This window comes from Streptomyces sp. NPDC051909, from assembly GCF_040681095.1.
GTDB lineage: Bacteria > Actinomycetota > Actinomycetes > Streptomycetales > Streptomycetaceae > Streptomyces.
Map to the genome: position 1 here is coordinate 122517 of NZ_JBFAYA010000003.1, position 16247 is coordinate 138763.

Here is a 16247-nt window from a genome sequence, read left to right on the forward strand (position 1 = left end):
GGATCAGCCTTCCTGGAGGTCCTGGAGGGTGGTGAGGCCGTGCTCGATGAAGACGGGCACGAGGTCGCCGATCCGGTCGAAGCCGGCGCCGACGGTCTGCCCGAGGGTGTAGCGGTAGTGGATGCCCTCCAGGATCACGGCGAGCTTGAACCACGCGAAGGCCGTGTACCAGGAGAGGGCGGAGACGTCGCGGCCCGAGCGGGCGGCGTAGCGCTCGATCAGCTCGGCCGTGCCCGGATGTCCGGCGGCCGTCGCGGTGGTGGACACCGGCGAGTCCGGGAGGCCGAGCGGTGTGCTGTACATGACGAGGAGACCGAGGTCGGTGAGCGGGTCGCCGAGGGTGGACATCTCCCAGTCCAGGACCGCCTTGATCCGGTCGTCCGTCCCGATGAGGACGTTGTCGAGCCGGTAGTCGCCGTGGATCACGGTCGGTGCGGGCGATTCCGGCAGGCTGCGGCCGAGCGCGGCGTGCAGCTCGTCGATGCCGGGCAGCTCGCGGCCCCGCGAGGCGTCCAGCTGCTTGCCCCAGCGGCGCAGCTGCCGGTCCAGGAAACCCTCCGGGCGCCCGAAGTCGCCGAGGCCGACGGCGGTCGGGTCCACGGCGTGCAGGTCGACCAGGGTGTCGACGAGCCCGAGGACGGCGGCGCGGGTGCGCTCCGGGCCGAGCGGGGCGAGCTGGGCGGCGGAGCGGTACGGGGTGCCCGCCACGTACTCCATGACGTAGAACGGCGCGCCGAGCACCGAGTCGTCCTCGCACAGCAGCACCGCCTCCGGCACCGGTACGGCGGTGTCGTGCAGGGCGCTGATCACGCGGTGCTCGCGCTTCATGTCGTGCGCGGTGGCGAGGACATGGCCGAGCGGCGGGCGGCGCACGACCCACTGGGCGGAGCCGTCGGTGACGGTGTACGTGAGGTTCGAGCGTCCGCCCTCGATCAGCCGGGCCGTGAGCGGGCCGGCGACCAGACCGGGCCGCTCGCGGTCGAGGTGGCGGCGCAGCGCCTCGGGGTCGAGGCCGGGTGGGGGAGTGGCGGTCATGCGGGCGTACCTCCGGGTTCGGCGTCGGTTCATGATGACCGACCAGTCGGTATGTCGTCCAGAGTGATCCGCGTCAAGCCCTGCCTGAAAGGACGTGCACGCCTCTGGCGCGGCATCCGAAGCCGTGAATAGGGTTCACATATGAATCCGGCGCTGTGTATCGACCACGTCCGCCTGACCCCCGTCCTCGTCGAGGACCCGCCGCTGCTCAACACCCAGGGCGTCCACCAGCCCCTCACCCCGCGCCTGGTGGTCGAGGTGGTCACCGCGGGCGGGGTCACCGGACTCGGCGAGACCTACGGCGACACGAGATACCTCGACCTCGCGCGCCCCCTCGCCGAGGCGCTGCCCGGCCGATCGGTCACGGATGTGAACGGCCTGTTCGCTCTGGCCGCCGAGGTGTGCGGCACGGCGGCCGGGAAGGACGCGGACGGACGGGTCGACGCCGGCGGACTGCGCGGGGTCCAGACCGCCGACAAGCTGCTGCTCTCCGTGGTCTCCGCCGTCGAGACCGCCTGTCTCGACGCCCTCGGCCGCAGCCTCGGACTGCCCGTGCACGCCCTGCTCGGCGGCCGGGTCCGCGACGAGGTCGAGTACAGCGCGTATCTGTTCTACAAATGGGCCTCACCCGGGCAGGCCGACCCTCCTCCTGCGCCCGGGGCGCGTGGTGGGGCCCCCAGGGCCGAGGCCCTCGACCCGGCCGGCCTCGTCGAGCAGGCCCGCCGCCTCGCCCGCCTCCACGGCTTCGGCTCGTTCAAGCTCAAGGGCGGGGTCTTCGCACCCGACCGGGACGTCGCCGCGATCCGCGCGCTCGCCGAGGCCTTCCCCGGCGCCCCGCTGCGCCTCGACCCCAACGGCGCCTGGTCCGTGGAGACCTCCCTCGCCGTCGCCCGCGAACTCGGCGACCTGCTCGAATACCTGGAGGACCCGGCCACCGGCACCGCCGCGATGGCCGAGGTCGCCGCCCGCACGGACGTGCCGCTGGCCACCAACATGTGCGTGACCACCCTGGACGAGGTCCCCGAGGCCTTCGCGCGCGGCGCCGTACGGATCGTGCTCTGCGACCACCACTACTGGGGCGGACTGCACCGCACCCGCGAACTCGCGGCGCTCTGCGGCACGTACGGCGTCGGCCTCTCCATGCACTCCAACACCCACCTGGGCATCAGCCTCGCCGCCATGACCCAGGTCGCCGCGACCCTCCCGGCGCTCCACCACGCCTGCGACACCCACTACCCGTGGCTCACCGAGGACGTGATCACCACCACCCCCGCCTTCCGGGCCGGCCGGCTCGCCGTCACCGACACACCGGGCCTCGGCGTGGAGCTCGACCGCGACCGGCTCGCCGACCTCCACCGCCGCTGGGCGGAGGACGACGGCCGGTACCGCGACCGCGACGACGTGGCCGCGATGCGCGCGGCGGACCCGGAGTGGCGGCCCGCCCGCTGGTAGCGCTACCTCTGCCTCACGCGTGACAGGCGACCGGCACGCCGCCGTTCATCGCCGCCATGTCCCCGAACACCGCCGCCGGGTCGAGCGGGTGGCCCTCCGGCAGCCCCTCCAGCTCCGCGTACGCGCGGTGCAGATTGGCGACGAGCCGCTCGCTCTCCTGCCAGGCCGCGAACTCGCCCAGGTCCGCCGCCCGGGCCGTCTCCAGCGGCAGGTCCCCCTTCGCGTACCCCTCGGCCGCCAACTCCCGCACCCAGCGCAGATAGCGCTCGGTCGCGTCGTACGCCGAGGGGTCGGTCACCCGCCCGTGCCCGGGCACCACGGTGGCGGCGTCCAGCGAGCGCAGCACCTCCAGGGCGCGCAGCGAACCCGCGAGCGAACCCATCGGCAGGAACGGCGTGCCCCCGTGGAACACCAGGTCGCCGGTGAACACCACGCCCTGCGCCGGGAGATGGACGACCGAGTCGCCGGTGGTGTGCGCCGGGCCCGGGTGCAGCACCCGTACCTCGGTCTCGCCGACGTACAGCGTCAGCGTGTCCGTGTACGTGAGGTCCGGCGGCAGGATCTCCACGGCGCCGAAGTCGGTCTGCGGCCACAGCAGATGCAGCTGCCGCCCGGCGGCCAGCTGCTCGGCCCGGCAGTTGGCGTGCCCGACGATCCGGGCCTCCGGGCGGAACACCCCGTTGCCGTAGGTGTGGTCGCCGTGGTGGTGGGTGGAGACGATCGTGCGGGGCAGCGCGAGCCCCGCGTCGAGGACGGCCGCGCGCAGCAGCCGGGCCCGGCGCTCGGTGGCGGCGGTGTCGACGAGCAGCGTCTCGCCGCCGCCGGGATCGCCGACGAACCCGGCGTTGTTCAGGCACCAGCCCCCGTCGGGCTGGACGAAGGCGTGGACGTGCGGCGCGAGCGCGACCACGTACGGATCGGTGGCAGGCAAAGGGAATCCCCCGGATGAGAGCCCGAATCGGACAGGGGAAGAGTGCCAGCAGGCGCGGGTCCAGGGGAAGTTGGAGAGTCCAGGTCCGCCGGCGGGGCTCCGTCAGAGCAGCACGGCGACCGCGAACCCCGCGAACGCCACCGTGCACACCGCCGCGAGCAGCGCGCCCCGGTGCGACAGCGCGCGCGGCCGGGCCGCGCCGAGGGACTGGATCCGGCGGTGCGCGACCGCGAGGAACCCGATCCACACCAGGGCCGACAGGCCCGCCGCGAGCAGGCCGGCGGCCGTCACGTCGTCGTGGATCGCCTGCTTGCCCGCGAGGACGGCCACCACCGTCGCCGACAGGGTGGTCCGCCGCCAGGCGAGGCGCGTTCGCTCGGGCTGCAGCCCCGGGTCCCGGTCCGCGACCGCGGCTCCGGCCCCGGCTCCCGCTCCGGTCATCGTCCGGCCCAGCCGAAGACCACGACCACCACCATCGCGAGCGCGACCACCGCCACCGCGAGACTCAGCACCGCCGGGAAGCGGGAGACGGGCAGGTCCTCGCCGCGCCGCATGGCCCGCTCGCAGCGCACCCAGTGGTTCACCGCCCGCAGCGCGCACAGCACGCCCGCGACGAGCAGCGAGACCGCGAGCCCGACCCGGACGCCCCAGCGCAGGTCCGGCAGGAACTGGTCCACGGCGAAACCGCCGCCGATGAGCGCCAGAGCGGTCCGGAGCCAGGCGAGGAAGGTCCGCTCGTTGGCCAGGGAGAACCGGTAGTCGGGAGTCTCCCCCTCCTCCCGGAGGCGCCGCGGCGCGAACCACAGCCGCAGGCTCTGTACGAAGTCGCTCACCAGGGCACCTTAACGGCCACGCCGGGCGAGGAGCCGCTCGTAGGCGGCACGCCCGTCCGGCACCCACTCCCACTCGCCGAGCCGCGCGGTCAGCTCCTCGTCGGTGAGGAAGCCGTGCCAGGCCACCTCCTCCGCCTGCGGGTTCACCGGCAGGTCGCAGCGCACCTCGTAGACCGCCGACCACCACTTGCCGGCCACGCCCCCGGAGTCGTACAGGAACTTCAGCACGGGCTCGGGCCGGGGCAGCCCGGACACGCCGAGCTCCTCCTCGGCCTCGCGCAGCGCGGCGGCGTCGTACGACTCGCCGGTGCCGACCACCCCGCCGACGAACATGTCGTACAGCGAGGGGAAGACCAGCTTGGTCGGGGTCCTGCGGTGCACGAAGGTCCGCCCCCGGGCGTCCCGCACCCGGATGAAGGTGCAGCGGTGGATCAGCCCCCGCGCGTACACCTCGCCGCGCGGTGCCCGCCCGATCACCCGGTCCTGCTCGTCGACGACGTCGAGTACCTCGTCCTCAGCGCTCATGCGCCCATGAAACCACCGGCACGACAGCAGGGAACCGGAACGAAACCACTGCCGGGCGTTGACTGGATACATCGGTGTATCCAAGATGCGGTGCATGCCTCATGAGTCGTACGACGCCGATGTGATCGTCATCGGGGCCGGCCTCGCCGGTCTCGCCGCCACCGCCGAACTGGTCGACGCCGGCCGCACGGTGCTGCTGCTCGACCAGGAACCCGAACAGTCCATCGGCGGCCAGGCCCACTGGTCCTTCGGCGGCCTCTTCCTCGTCGACTCGCCCGAGCAGCGCCGGATGCGGATCCGCGACAGCCACGCCCTGGCCCTCCAGGACTGGATGGGCACCGCGGGCTTCGACCGGCCCGAGGACGACGCCTGGGCGCGCCGCTGGGCCGAGGCGTACGTGGACTTCGCGGCCGGCGAGAAGCGCGCCTGGCTGCACGGGCTCGGGGTGCGCTTCTTCCCGGTGGTCGGCTGGGCCGAGCGCGGCGGTTACGACGCGAACGGCCACGGCAACTCCGTACCCCGCTTCCACATCACCTGGGGCACCGGCCCCGGCCTGGTCGCCCCCTTCGAGCGGCGGGTCCGCGACGGCGTCGCCCGCGGCCTGGTCCGCTTCCGCTTCCGGCACCGGGTGACCGGCCTCGCCCGTACCGCAGGTGCCGTCGACACCGTCACCGGCGAGGTCCTGGCGCCGTCCGCGGTCCCGCGCGGCACCGCCAGCGGCCGCGAGGTCACCGGGGAGTTCTCGTACCGCGCGCAGGCGGTGATCGTCACCACCGGCGGCATCGGCGGCAACCACGACCTGGTGCGCAAGCAGTGGCCCGAGCGGCTCGGCACCCCGCCCGCCCGCATGCTCTCCGGCGTGCCCGCGCACGTCGACGGCCTGATGCTGGGCATCGCCGAGGACGCCGGCGCCCACCACGTCAACCGCGACCGGATGTGGCACTACACCGAGGGCATCGAGAACTGGAATCCCATCTGGGCCAAGCACGGCATCCGGATCCTGCCCGGCCCGTCCTCGCTCTGGCTCGACGCGACCGGAAGGCGGCTGCCCGTGCCGCTGTTCCCCGGCTTCGACACCCTCGGCACCCTCGAACACATCATGCGCACCGGCCACGACCACACCTGGTTCGTGCTCGACCGGAAGATCATCGGCAAGGAGTTCGCGCTCTCCGGCTCCGAGCAGAACCCCGACCTCACCGGCAGGTCCGTCCGCGGCGTCATCGGCCGCGCCCGCGCCGACGTCCCCGGACCGGTGCAGGCCTTCATGGACAAGGGCGCCGACTTCGTCGTCGAGAACGACCTCGGCGCCCTGGTCCGCGGCATGAACCGGATCACCGGCGAGGACCTGATCGACGAGACCGCGCTGCGCCGGGAGATCACCGCCCGCGACCGCGAGATCGCCAACCCCTTCACCAAGGACCTCCAGGTCACGGCGATCCGCGGGGCCCGCCGCTACCTGGGCGACAAGCTCATCCGTACGGCGCCCCCGCACCGCATCCTCGACCCCAAGGCCGGCCCGCTCGTCGCCGTACGCCTCAACATCCTGACCCGCAAGTCGCTCGGCGGACTGCAGACCGACCTGTCCTCGCGGGTGCTCACGGCGGACGGGGAGCCGCTGCCCGGTGTGTACGCGGCGGGCGAGGCGGCCGGCTTCGGCGGCGGCGGCGTCCACGGCTACCGGTCCCTGGAGGGCACCTTCCTCGGCGGCTGCCTGTTCTCGGGGCGGGCCGCGGGGCGGGCGGCGGCGGATGCGGTGGGCTGACGCGCGCGGGCAGCAGCGCGGACGGCAGGACGCGGGCCGGTCGTCGGGGGGAACGACCGGCCCGCGTGACTGAGGGGGCCCGCGCGACTGAGGGCGGCGGGGGTTACAACACCAGGGACAGCAGCAGCACGATCCCGATACCGACCACCGAGATGATCGTCTCCATCACCGACCAGGTCTTGACCGTCTGGCCGACGCTCATCCCGAAGTACTCCTTCACCAGCCAGAAACCGGCGTCGTTGACGTGGCTGAAGAAGAGCGAACCCGCACCGATCGCGAGGACGAGGAGGGACACCTCACCGGTCGACATGCCCTCGGCGAGCGGGGCCACCAGGCCGGCCGCCGAGATCGTCGCCACCGTCGCCGAGCCGGTCGCGAGCCGGATCGCGACCGCGATCAGCCAGGCGAGCAGCAGGGCCGGGATGGACCAGTCCTTCGAGAAGTCCAGGATCATCTGGCCGACGCCGATGTCGATCAGGGTCTGCTTGAAGCCGCCGCCCGCGCCGACGATCAGCAGGATGCCCGCGATCGGGGCGAGCGACCTGTCGACGGTGGAGGACAGCCGCTCCCTGGTGAAGCCGGCCGCGCGGCCCATCGTGAACATGGCCACTATGACGGCCGCGAGCAGGGCGATCAGCGGCGAGCCGATGACGTCGGTTACCTTCTGCACGCCGTTCTCGGGGTCGTCGACCACGATGTCGACGAGCGCCTTGACCAGCATCAGGACGACGGGCAGCAGGATGGTCGCGACGGTGATGCCGAAGCCGGGGCGCTTCTCCAGGTCGTCGGAGTTACGGGCCGGGATCATCCGGTCCGGGGCCTGGATGTCCACCCAGCGGGCGGCGTACTTGGAGAAGAGCGGACCGGCGATGATCACGGTCGGGATCGCGACGAGCAGGCCGAGGGCCAGGGTGACGCCCAGGTTGGCGCCGACCGCGTCGATCGCGACGAGCGGGCCGGGGTGTGGCGGGATCAGGCCGTGCATCACGGACAGGCCGGCCAGGGCCGGGATGCCGATCCGCATCAGCGAGTAGTTGCCGCGCTTGGCGACCATCAGGACCACCGGGATCAGCAGCACGATGCCGACCTCGAAGAACAGCGGCAGACCGATCACGGAGGCGATCAGCACCATCGCCCAGGGCATGGCCCGGCCGCTCGCCTTGGCGAGGATCGTGTCGACGATCTGGTCGGCGCCGCCCGAGTCGGCGAGCAGCCTGCCCAGGATCGCGCCGAGCGCGATGAGCACACCGACACCGGCGACGGTGGCGCCGAGTCCGGTGGTGAAGGACTTCATGGCGTCCGCGAGCGGGGCGCCGGCGAACGCGCCGAGCGCCAGCGACCCGATGGTCAGCGCGAGGAACGCGTGCAGCTTGAACCTGGTGATGAGCAGGACGATGACGGCGATGCCTGCGAGTACGGCGATACCGAGCTGAGCGTTGCCCGCCGAGGTGATCGGTTCGACGGCATCCGCTGCCAGGGTCTCGACGCTGAGACTGGTCACGGTGGGTCCCTTGGGGGTCAGGGGGGGGCAGGGGGACAGTGGCCCCGGGGCCCGGGAGGGCTCGGGGGCCGGTGGAGCCAGGGGGCCGGTGGCGGCCGGCGGGTGGTTCTCGGCCAGGGCCCTGGGGGAGACCCGGGGCCTTGAGGCGGTGGCCGGGGTGGCCGGCCGGGCCTGATCGGGAAGGGGGCCTGATCGGGAAGGAGGTCCGATCGGGCGTCCGGTCAGGCCGGGGTGGGGCAGTCGGTCAGCCGCCGCAGAGCGGCGACGGCCCGGGCGGTGATCTCCTCCGGGGTGCCGGAGACGTCGACGGCGACGCCGGCCTCGTCCTCCCGCAGTGGCTGCAGGGCCGCGAACTGGGAGTCGAGGAGCGCGGTCGGCATGAAGTGCCCCTTGCGGGCCTTCATCCGCCGCTCGATCAGCTCCCGGTCCCCGGTCAGATGCAGGAAGACCACACCGGGGGCAGCCGCGCGGAGCCGGTCACGGTAGACCCGCTTGAGCGCGGAGCTGCTCACCACCCCGCCGAGCCCGGCCCGGTCGTGCGCCCACGCGCCGATCGCGTCGAGCCAGGGCTCGCGGTCGCGGTCGTCGAGCGGAATGCCGGCGGACATCTTGGCCACGTTGGCCGCCGGGTGGAAGTCGTCGCCCTCCGCGTAGGGGAGGCCGAGCGCCTCGGCGACCAGCGGGCCGATCGTCGTCTTGCCGGTACCTGCGACGCCCATCACGACGACGACCGGGGGACGGCCGGTCGCCGACGCGGTGTGGGGGGTGGTGCTCATGGGTGGTGCCTCGCTGTCTTCTTCGACATCGATCCGTCGCGCTCATGAAACCCATTGAGTACGACGTATTCAAGAGTCTGTGACATAAACGTCGTACTTTTTGTTCCCGCCGGGGCGCGCCCGAGGCTACGGCCGCTCTCGGGTGTGATCACCGGGCCCTGCGCGCATAGGCTTGCGGCCATGACGACACCGGCCGCTCAGGGGCTCCATCCGCAGGTCCTGGCCACCCTGGGCCTGGCCATCACGGCCGGGGAGCACCCGCCCGGCACCGTGCTGCGCTCCGACGAGATCGCCGAACGCTTCGAGGTCTCCCGGACCGTGGTGCGCGAGGTCGTCCGCGTCCTCGAGTCCATGCACCTGGTCGAGTCCCGGCGCCGGGTCGGCGTGATCGTGCTGCCCACCGAGCGCTGGAACGTGTACGACCCCCAGGTCATCCGGTGGCGCCTGGCCGGCGCCGACCGCCCCCGCCAGCTCCGCTCGCTCACCGTGCTGCGCTCCGCGATCGAGCCGGTCGCCGCCGGGCTCGCCGCCCTGAACGCCACCCCCGAGCAGTGCCGCGAGCTCACCGAGCAGGCCCTCGGCATGGTGGCCACCTCGCGCGGCCGGCAGCTGGAGGCGTACCTGGTGCACGACATCGCCTTCCACCGGGTCGTCCTCGACGCCTCCGGCAACGAGATGTTCGCCCGGCTCGGCGACGTCGTCGCCGAGGTGCTCACCGGCCGCACCCACCACCAGGTGATGTTCGAGGACCCGGACCCGGCCGCGGTGACCCTGCACGTCCAGGTCGCCGAGGCGGTACGGGAGAAGGACGCGGCGCGCGCCGAGGAGCTGACCCGCCAGATCGCGGTCGGCGCCCTGAAGGAGCTGGACGTCCTCGCCCCGTAACGCACCGTCGGCCTCCCCTGGTTAACCCGCGCGTAACCTCTGAACTACCTCAAATCCGGCTCTTCAGTGATTTCGGCCACAGTCAGTGACCGGGTGTTGCCGTGAGGATGTGCGCTGGCCGTGCCGGAATGCCCCACAAGGGCACGGCCGGGTACCGCACAGACCCTCCCCCTCACGAAGGCGAACAACTCCATGAGTGACCGCATCACTGCGGCCGACCCGCTGTCCGCCACCCCGGCGGCCCCCACGTCGGCGCCCGCCCACGTGGACGCCGGAGACCACGGCTACCGCAAGGACCTCAAGTCCCGGCACATCAACATGATCGCCATCGGCGGCGCGATCGGCACCGGCCTGTTCCTCGGCGCCGGCGGCCGCATGGCCAACGCCGGACCCTCCCTCTTCATCGCGTACGCGGTGTGCGGCGTCTTCGCCTTCTTCGTGGTCCGCGCCCTCGGCGAGCTCGTGCTCTACCGCCCCTCCTCCGGCGCCTTCGTCTCCTACGCCCGTGAGTTCATGGGCGAGAAGGGCGCCTACACGGCCGGCTGGCTCTACTTCCTCAACTGGTCGACCACCGCCGTCGCCGACATCACCGCCGCCGCGACCTACGCTCACTTCTGGTCGATGTTCAGCGACGTCCCGCAGTGGATCCTCGCGCTGATCGCCCTCGCGATCGTCCTCGCCGCCAACCTCATCTCGGTGAAGTACTTCGGCGAGATGGAGTTCTGGTTCGCGATCATCAAGGTCGGCGCCCTGGTCGCCTTCATGCTCGTCGGCATCTACCTCGTCGTCACCCAGCACGAGGTCGGCGGCCACACCCCGGGCCTCGCCAACATCACCGAGAACGGCGGCATCTTCCCCAACGGCGTCATGCCGATGCTGCTGCTCATCCAGGGCGTCGTCTTCGCCTACGCCTCCGTCGAGCTGTGCGGCGTCGCCGCCGGTGAGACCGAGAACCCCGAGAAGATCATGCCGAAGGCGATCAACTCGATCATGTGGCGCGTGGGCCTGTTCTACGTCGGCTCCGTCGTCCTGCTCGCGCTGATCCTCCCGTTCACGGCGTACTCCGGCGACCAGAGCCCCTTCGTCACCGTCTTCGACAAGCTCGGCATCCCCGGCGCCGCCGGCGTGATGAACCTGGTCGTGCTCACCGCCGCCCTCTCCAGCCTCAACTCGGGCCTCTACTCCACCGGCCGCATCCTGCGCTCGATGTCGCTGGCCGGCTCCGCGCCCAAGTTCACCGGCGTGATGAACCGAGGCGGCGTCCCGTACGGCGGCATCCTGCTCACCGCGGGCTTCGGCGTCGTCGGTGTCTTCCTCAACTACCGGATGCCCGGCGAGGCCTTCGAGCTCGTGCTCAACTTCGCGTCCATCGGCATCATCGGCACCTGGGCCATGATCATGGTCTGCTCGCTGCTGTTCGTCCGCCGCGCCAAGGAGGGCAAGCTCGTCCGGCCCTCGTACCAGCTGCCCTGGGCCCCGTACACCCAGATCGTGACGCTGCTGTTCCTCGGCTCCGTCCTGGTCCTCATGTGGATGGACGGCGGCGTCGGCCGCACCACCGTCGCCTGCCTGCCGCTCATCGCGGCGGCGCTGGTCGGCGGCTGGTTCCTGGTCCGCGGCCGGGTCCGCGCGACGCAGGGCGCCGTCGACCGGGACTGACCCCCCCCGCACCCCCCACGGGACAAGAGACCCCCGCAGGCACGAACTGCGGGGGTCTCGCGTTTTGTCAGGAGATAGTGGTACGCAAGATCCTTACAGCGTCGGTGAAGGGAAGTCCACGATGTCGCAGCAGGTCCTGGGGGTCGTCGCCCCCGGCAGGAACGAGCCGGTACGGGTGGAGACGATCGTGATCCCCGACCCCGGTCCGGGCGAGGCCGTGGTGAAGGTGCAGGCCTGCGGGGTCTGTCACACCGACCTCCACTACAAGCAGGGCGGGATCAACGACGAGTTCCCCTTCCTGCTCGGCCACGAGGCCGCCGGAATCGTCGAGTCCGTCGGCGCGGGCGTCACCGACGTCGCGCCCGGCGACTTCGTGATCCTCAACTGGCGCGCGGTCTGCGGCCAGTGCCGCGCCTGCCGCCGCGGCCGCCCCTGGTACTGCTTCGACACCCACAACGCGCAGCAGAAGATGACCCTGACCGACGGAACGGAGCTGTCTCCCGCCCTCGGCATCGGAGCCTTCGCCGAGAAGACCCTCGTCCACGCCGGACAGTGCACCAAGGTCGACCCGTCCGTCGCCCCCGAGATCGCCGGCCTCCTCGGCTGCGGCGTCATGGCCGGCATCGGCGCCGCGATCAACACCGGCGACGTCGGCCGCGGCGACACCGTCGCCGTCATCGGCTGCGGCGGCGTCGGCGACGCGGCCGTCGTCGGCTCCCGGCTCGCCGGAGCCGCCCGGATCATCGCCGTCGACATCGACGACCGCAAGCTCGCCAAGGCGAAGGAGATGGGCGCCACCCACACCGTCAACTCCCGCACCGCCGACCCCGTCGAGGCGATCCGCGAGCTCACCGGCGGCTTCGGCGCCGACGTCGTCATCGAGGCGGTCGGCCGCCCCGAGACGTACGAGCAGGCCTTCTACGCCCGCGACCTGGCCGGCACCGTCGTCCTGGTCGGGGTCCCCACCCCCGAGATGAAGCTCGAACTCCCGCTGCTCGACGTCTTCGGCCGCGGCGGCGCGCTCAAGTCCTCCTGGTACGGCGACTGCCTGCCGTCCCGCGACTTCCCGATGCTCATCGACCTGCACCAGCAGGGCCGCATCGACCTCGGCGCCTTCGTCACCGAGACCATCGGCCTCGGCGACGTCGAGAAGGCCTTCGCCCGCATGCACGAGGGCGACGTGCTGCGCTCGGTGGTGGTCTTCTGATGGGCGCCCGCATCGACCGTCTGGTCACCTCCGGCACCTTCAGCCTCGACGGCGGCACCTGGGAGGTCGACAACAACGTCTGGATCGTCGGCGACGACACCGAGGCGCTGGTCATCGACGCCGCCCACGACGCCGAGGCCATCCTCACCGCCCTCGAAGGCCGCGCCCTGCGCGCCATCGTCTGCACCCACGCCCACGACGACCACATCGACGCGGCCCCGGCCCTGGCCGCCGCCACCGGCGCCCGGATCCTGCTGCACCCCGCCGACCAGCCGCTGTGGAAGCTGACCCACCCGGACCACAGCCCGGACGGCGACCTCGCCGACGGCCAGGTCCTGACCATCGCCGGCACCGACCTGAAGGTCCTGCACACCCCCGGTCACGCGCCCGGCGCGGTCAGCCTCCACGCCCCCGAGCTCGGCACCGTCTTCACCGGCGACACCCTCTTCCAGGGCGGCCCCGGCGCGACCGGCCGGTCCTACTCGGACTTCCCGACGATCATCGACTCGATCCGCGAGAAGCTCCTCACCCTGCCGCCGGAGACGGTCGTCCGCACCGGCCACGGCGACACCACCACCATCGGCGCAGAGGCCCCGCACCTGGAGGAATGGATCACTCGGGGCCATTGAGAGCCAGCCGGCTCTCGAAGCGCATCTCGTCACCCGTGAACGGGTCGGTGAACTCCAGCGTCCGCGCGAGCAGTTGCAGCGGCCGCCCGAAGTCCTCCGGCCCGTCCTCCCGCACCACCGGGTACAGGGGGTCGTGGAGGATCGGCAGCCCGAGCGCGTTCATGTGCACCCGCAGCTGATGGGTCTGCCCGGTCACCGGCGCCAGCCGGTACCGGGCGAGCCCGTCCGCGTGCGCGAGGAGCTCGATCCGGCTCTCGGCGTTCGGCTCGCCCGGCACCTCCCGGGCGGCCGGCACGCCGCGCTCCTTCTCGATCCGGCTCCGCACGGTCACCGGCAGCTCCACCGCCGGGCCGTACGGGGCCACCGCCTCGTACGTCTTGCGCACGGCCCGGTCCCGGAACAGCGTCTGGTACGCCCCCCGGTCCTCCGGCCGTACGACGAACAGCACGAGCCCCGCCGTCAGCCGGTCAAGCCGGTGCGCCGGCTGGAGCTCCGGCAGCCCCAGCCCCCGCCGCAGCCGCGCGACCGCCGTCTCCGTCACATGCCGCCCGCGTGGCATCGTCGCCAGGAAGTGCGGCTTGTCCGCCACCACGATCCGCTCGTCCCGGTACACCACCCCGACCTCGAACGGCACCCGCTCCTCGGCCGGAAAGTCCCGGTGGAACCACAGATACCGCCCGGCCTCGTACGCCTCGTCGCCCGCGAGGGCCCGCCCGTCGGCCCCGACGAACCGCCCCTCCCGCAGCATCTCCTCGACCCGCCCCACCCCGACGGCCGCCCCGTACCGCCCGAGCAGATGCTCCCGCACGGTGGCCCAGAGCCCCTCAGGATCACCGGGCAGCCGCACCCGCACGGCGTCGACCCCGTCACGCTGGGGGAGAGGAGAGGAGGGGGCCTTGGCTCTGCGTCGCACGCACCCACCGTAAGGGAGGCCGTGACAGGACGCCGACGTGCGAAGACGCCGGTATGTGAAGGCGCCGACATGCGAAGAGGCCCCACATTGCTGTGGGGCCTCTTCGGCTGCTGTGTCCGAGGGGGGACTTGAACCCCCACGCCCGATAAAGGGCACTAGCACCTCAAGCTAGCGCGTCTGCCATTCCGCCACCCGGACGGGGTGTGTCTTTCGGGGCTCTCGGCCCCTTCCGACGAGGAAAACCATAGCAAACATCTGGGGTGGTCGATCACCACCCGGGGGCGGGGGCCCTTGGGCCGGACCGGGGCGGCGGGCGAGGATAGGGGCGACCACAGTCATGGGGTACGCAGTGGGAGGAAGCAGCGTGAGCGAGTCGAACACCGGCCGGGGCGTGACGGGCGAGGACGAGGTCGTCGACCTGTGCCGGGACCTCATCCGTATCGACACCAGCAACTACGGCGACCACTCGGGGCCCGGCGAGCGGGCGGCGGCCGAGTACGTCGCCGAGAAGCTCGCCGAGGTCGGCCTGGAGCCGAAGATCATCGAGTCGCACCGGGGCCGGGCCTCCACCGTGGCCCGGATCGAGGGCGAGGACCCCTCCCGGCCGGCCCTGCTCATCCACGGGCACACCGACGTCGTCCCGGCCAACGCCGAGGACTGGACCCACCACCCCTTCTCCGGCGAGATCGCCGACGGGTGCGTGTGGGGCCGCGGCGCGGTCGACATGAAGGACATGGACGCGATGACCCTCGCGGTCGTCCGCGACCGGATGCGCAGCGGCCGCAAGCCCCCGCGCGACGTCGTCCTCGCCTTCATGGCCGACGAGGAGGCCGGCGGCACCTACGGCGCCCGCCACCTGGTCGACCACCACCGCGACCTGTTCGAGGGCGTCACGGAGGCGATCGGCGAGGTCGGCGGCTTCTCCTTCACGGTGAACGAGAACCTGCGGCTCTACCTGGTCGAGACGGCCCAGAAGGGCATGCACTGGATGCGGCTGACCGTCGAGGGCACCGCCGGGCACGGCTCGATGACCAACAACGACAACGCGATCACCGAGCTGTGCGAGGCCGTCGGCCGGCTCGGCCGCCACCAGTGGCCGGTGCGGGTCACCAAGACCGTGCGGTCCTTCCTGGACGAGCTCTCGGACGCCCTCGGCACCCCGCTCGACCCCGAGGACATGGACGCCACCCTCGCCAAGCTCGGGGGCATCGCCAAGATGGTCGGCGCGACCCTGCGCAACTCCGCCGCCCCCACCATGCTCGGGGCCGGCTACAAGGTGAACGTCATCCCCGGCCAGGCCACCGCGCACGTCGACGGCCGCTTCCTGCCCGGTTACGAGGAGGAGTTCCTGGCCGACCTCGACCGCATCCTCGGCCCGCGCGTGAAGCGCGAGGACGTGCACGGCGACAAGGCCCTGGAGACCAGCTTCGACGGCGCCCTCGTCGACGCCATGCAGCTGGCGCTGCGCGCCGAGGACCCGATCGCCCGGGCCGTGCCGTACATGCTCTCCGGCGGCACCGACGCCAAGTCCTTCGACGACCTCGGCATCCGCTGCTTCGGCTTCGCACCGCTTCAGCTGCCGCCGGAGCTGGACTTCGCCGGTATGTTCCACGGCGTGGACGAGCGGGTCCCGGTGGACGGGCTCAGGTTCGGCGTCCGCGTCCTGGACCGCTTCCTCGACGCGAGCTGAATTCGACCGCACGTCCACGGGATACCGGAAAGAGTGAATGCCCGAGGGGGCTCGTAGCCCCCAACATTCCCCCTCGTTACAGGTGGTGCGGTCCGCGGCTGGGACCGCATTGCCAACAAGGAGGAATAATGATCAAGAAGGTCGTCGCTGCTGCGGCTGCCACCGGCGGTCTCGTTCTCGCGGGCGCGGGCATGGCCGTTGCCGACGCGGGTGCCCAGGGTGCCGCCATCGGTTCCCCCGGCGTGCTCTCGGGCAACGTCGTCCAGGTGCCGATCCACGTCCCGGTGAACGTGTGCGGCAACACGGTCTCCGTGATCGGGCTGCTGAACCCCGCCTTCGGCAACACCTGCGTCAACGCCTGACGTTCCGTCTCGACCCCCTGAGGGTCCGAGCCCAGTCCGGCCCCGGAGTGCGTGCCATGCACTCCGGGGCCGGTGGCCATTTCGTCA

The 16247-nt window shown here is 72.0% G+C and carries 16 protein-coding genes and 1 tRNA gene; 8 read left to right on the forward strand and 9 right to left on the reverse strand.

The genetic code is table 11. The annotated features are described in order from the left end of the window. Positions 1-3: 3 nt before the first annotated feature. Positions 4-1035, reverse strand: a complete 1032-nt coding sequence (locus AB0M18_RS06070; protein WP_365755603.1) for a phosphotransferase family protein — start codon at positions 1033-1035, stop codon at positions 4-6. A gap of 141 nt (positions 1036-1176) precedes the next feature. Here AB0M18_RS06070 and AB0M18_RS06075 point away from each other — a divergent pair, with 141 nt between their 5' ends. Beyond that, positions 1177-2487, forward strand: a complete 1311-nt coding sequence (locus AB0M18_RS06075) for an enolase C-terminal domain-like protein (RefSeq protein WP_365755604.1) — start codon at positions 1177-1179, stop codon at positions 2485-2487. 13 nt (positions 2488-2500) lie between these two features. On the opposite strand, the gene AB0M18_RS06080 is transcribed toward AB0M18_RS06075, so the two are convergent. The 4 genes from AB0M18_RS06080 to AB0M18_RS06095 form a co-directional block, all read right to left on the reverse strand. Then, on the reverse strand, positions 2501-3418 hold the full coding sequence (locus AB0M18_RS06080) for an MBL fold metallo-hydrolase (RefSeq protein ID WP_365755605.1): 918 nt from the start codon (positions 3416-3418) through the stop codon (positions 2501-2503). A 102-nt stretch (positions 3419-3520) separates the two neighbouring features. Beyond that, positions 3521-3859: a DUF202 domain-containing protein gene (locus AB0M18_RS06085; RefSeq protein ID WP_365755606.1), complete on the reverse strand. Its 339-nt coding sequence runs from the start codon at positions 3857-3859 to the stop codon at positions 3521-3523. Continuing rightward, on the reverse strand, positions 3856-4251 hold the full coding sequence (locus AB0M18_RS06090) for a DUF202 domain-containing protein (protein ID WP_365755607.1): 396 nt from the start codon (positions 4249-4251) through the stop codon (positions 3856-3858). The genes AB0M18_RS06085 and AB0M18_RS06090 overlap by 4 nt, the downstream gene beginning before the upstream one ends. A gap of 9 nt (positions 4252-4260) precedes the next feature. Continuing rightward, the gene (locus AB0M18_RS06095) at positions 4261-4776 is read right to left on the reverse strand and encodes an NUDIX domain-containing protein (protein WP_365755608.1); all 516 of its coding nucleotides are present in this window, start codon (positions 4774-4776) and stop codon (positions 4261-4263) included. A gap of 94 nt (positions 4777-4870) precedes the next feature. On the opposite strand from AB0M18_RS06095, the gene AB0M18_RS06100 reads away from it, so the two are divergent. Next, on the forward strand, positions 4871-6538 hold the full coding sequence (locus AB0M18_RS06100; RefSeq protein WP_365755609.1) for an FAD-binding dehydrogenase: 1668 nt from the start codon (positions 4871-4873) through the stop codon (positions 6536-6538). Positions 6539-6641: 103 nt separating this feature from the next. Here the strand turns inward: AB0M18_RS06100 and AB0M18_RS06105 are convergent, their stop codons facing one another. Continuing rightward, positions 6642-8039, reverse strand: coding sequence for a gluconate:H+ symporter (locus tag AB0M18_RS06105; protein WP_365755610.1), 1398 nt, complete (start codon positions 8037-8039; stop codon positions 6642-6644). 221 nt (positions 8040-8260) lie between these two features. Continuing rightward, positions 8261-8815, reverse strand: a complete 555-nt coding sequence (locus tag AB0M18_RS06110; RefSeq protein ID WP_365755611.1) for a gluconokinase — start codon at positions 8813-8815, stop codon at positions 8261-8263. A 180-nt stretch (positions 8816-8995) separates the two neighbouring features. On the opposite strand from AB0M18_RS06110, the gene AB0M18_RS06115 reads away from it, so the two are divergent. The 4 genes from AB0M18_RS06115 (at position 8996) to AB0M18_RS06130 (ending at position 13195) form a co-directional block, all read left to right on the forward strand. After that, positions 8996-9700: an FCD domain-containing protein gene (locus tag AB0M18_RS06115; RefSeq protein WP_365755612.1), complete on the forward strand. Its 705-nt coding sequence runs from the start codon at positions 8996-8998 to the stop codon at positions 9698-9700. A gap of 192 nt (positions 9701-9892) precedes the next feature. Beyond that, positions 9893-11359, forward strand: a complete 1467-nt coding sequence (locus tag AB0M18_RS06120) for an amino acid permease (RefSeq protein ID WP_365755613.1) — start codon at positions 9893-9895, stop codon at positions 11357-11359. Between the two features lie 121 nt (positions 11360-11480). Then, positions 11481-12566, forward strand: coding sequence for an S-(hydroxymethyl)mycothiol dehydrogenase (locus tag AB0M18_RS06125; protein ID WP_365755614.1), 1086 nt, complete (start codon positions 11481-11483; stop codon positions 12564-12566). Then, entirely contained in the window at positions 12566-13195 is a 630-nt protein-coding gene (locus AB0M18_RS06130) for an MBL fold metallo-hydrolase (protein WP_365755615.1), read from the forward strand. Before AB0M18_RS06125 ends, AB0M18_RS06130 begins: the two co-directional genes overlap by 1 nt. Here AB0M18_RS06130 and AB0M18_RS06135 read toward each other — a convergent pair. Together AB0M18_RS06135 and AB0M18_RS06140 are read right to left on the reverse strand one after the other, a co-directional pair. Further along, a complete protein-coding gene (locus tag AB0M18_RS06135) occupies positions 13179-14108 on the reverse strand; it encodes an RluA family pseudouridine synthase (protein WP_365755616.1) in 930 nt (309 codons plus the stop codon). The two genes, AB0M18_RS06130 and AB0M18_RS06135, sit on opposite strands and share 17 nt — an antisense overlap. A 113-nt stretch (positions 14109-14221) precedes the next feature. Then, positions 14222-14306 (reverse strand) — tRNA-Leu (locus AB0M18_RS06140). A gap of 166 nt (positions 14307-14472) precedes the next feature. On the opposite strand from AB0M18_RS06140, the gene AB0M18_RS06145 reads away from it, so the two are divergent. Together AB0M18_RS06145 and chpH are read left to right on the forward strand one after the other, a co-directional pair. Then, positions 14473-15798 (forward strand): M20/M25/M40 family metallo-hydrolase, encoded by a 1326-nt coding sequence (locus AB0M18_RS06145; protein WP_365755617.1) that lies wholly within the window; start codon positions 14473-14475, stop codon positions 15796-15798. A 128-nt stretch (positions 15799-15926) separates the two neighbouring features. After that, positions 15927-16160, forward strand: a complete 234-nt coding sequence (chpH, locus tag AB0M18_RS06150) for a chaplin ChpH (RefSeq protein ID WP_365755618.1) — start codon at positions 15927-15929, stop codon at positions 16158-16160. Positions 16161-16247: the final 87 nt, after the last annotated feature.

Bases quoted from the DNA above. Each gene is read 5' to 3' on its own strand.
- AB0M18_RS06130 (WP_365755615.1), top strand. From the start codon at position 12,566: ATGGGCGCCCGCATCGACCGTCTGGTCACCTCCGGCACCTTCAGCCTC.
- AB0M18_RS06120 (WP_365755613.1), top strand. From the start codon at position 9,893: ATGAGTGACCGCATCACTGCGGCCGACCCGCTGTCCGCCACCCCGGCG.
- AB0M18_RS06110 (WP_365755611.1), bottom strand. From the start codon at position 8,815: ATGAGCACCACCCCCCACACCGCGTCGGCGACCGGCCGTCCCCCGGTC.
- AB0M18_RS06085 (WP_365755606.1), bottom strand. From the start codon at position 3,859: ATGACCGGAGCGGGAGCCGGGGCCGGAGCCGCGGTCGCGGACCGGGAC.
- AB0M18_RS06125 (WP_365755614.1), top strand. From the start codon at position 11,481: ATGTCGCAGCAGGTCCTGGGGGTCGTCGCCCCCGGCAGGAACGAGCCG.
- chpH (WP_365755618.1), top strand. From the start codon at position 15,927: ATGATCAAGAAGGTCGTCGCTGCTGCGGCTGCCACCGGCGGTCTCGTT.
- AB0M18_RS06100 (WP_365755609.1), top strand. From the start codon at position 4,871: ATGCCTCATGAGTCGTACGACGCCGATGTGATCGTCATCGGGGCCGGC.
- AB0M18_RS06075 (WP_365755604.1), top strand. From the start codon at position 1,177: ATGAATCCGGCGCTGTGTATCGACCACGTCCGCCTGACCCCCGTCCTC.
- AB0M18_RS06070 (WP_365755603.1), bottom strand. From the start codon at position 1,035: ATGACCGCCACTCCCCCACCCGGCCTCGACCCCGAGGCGCTGCGCCGC.
- AB0M18_RS06115 (WP_365755612.1), top strand. From the start codon at position 8,996: ATGACGACACCGGCCGCTCAGGGGCTCCATCCGCAGGTCCTGGCCACC.
- AB0M18_RS06095 (WP_365755608.1), bottom strand. From the start codon at position 4,776: ATGAGCGCTGAGGACGAGGTACTCGACGTCGTCGACGAGCAGGACCGG.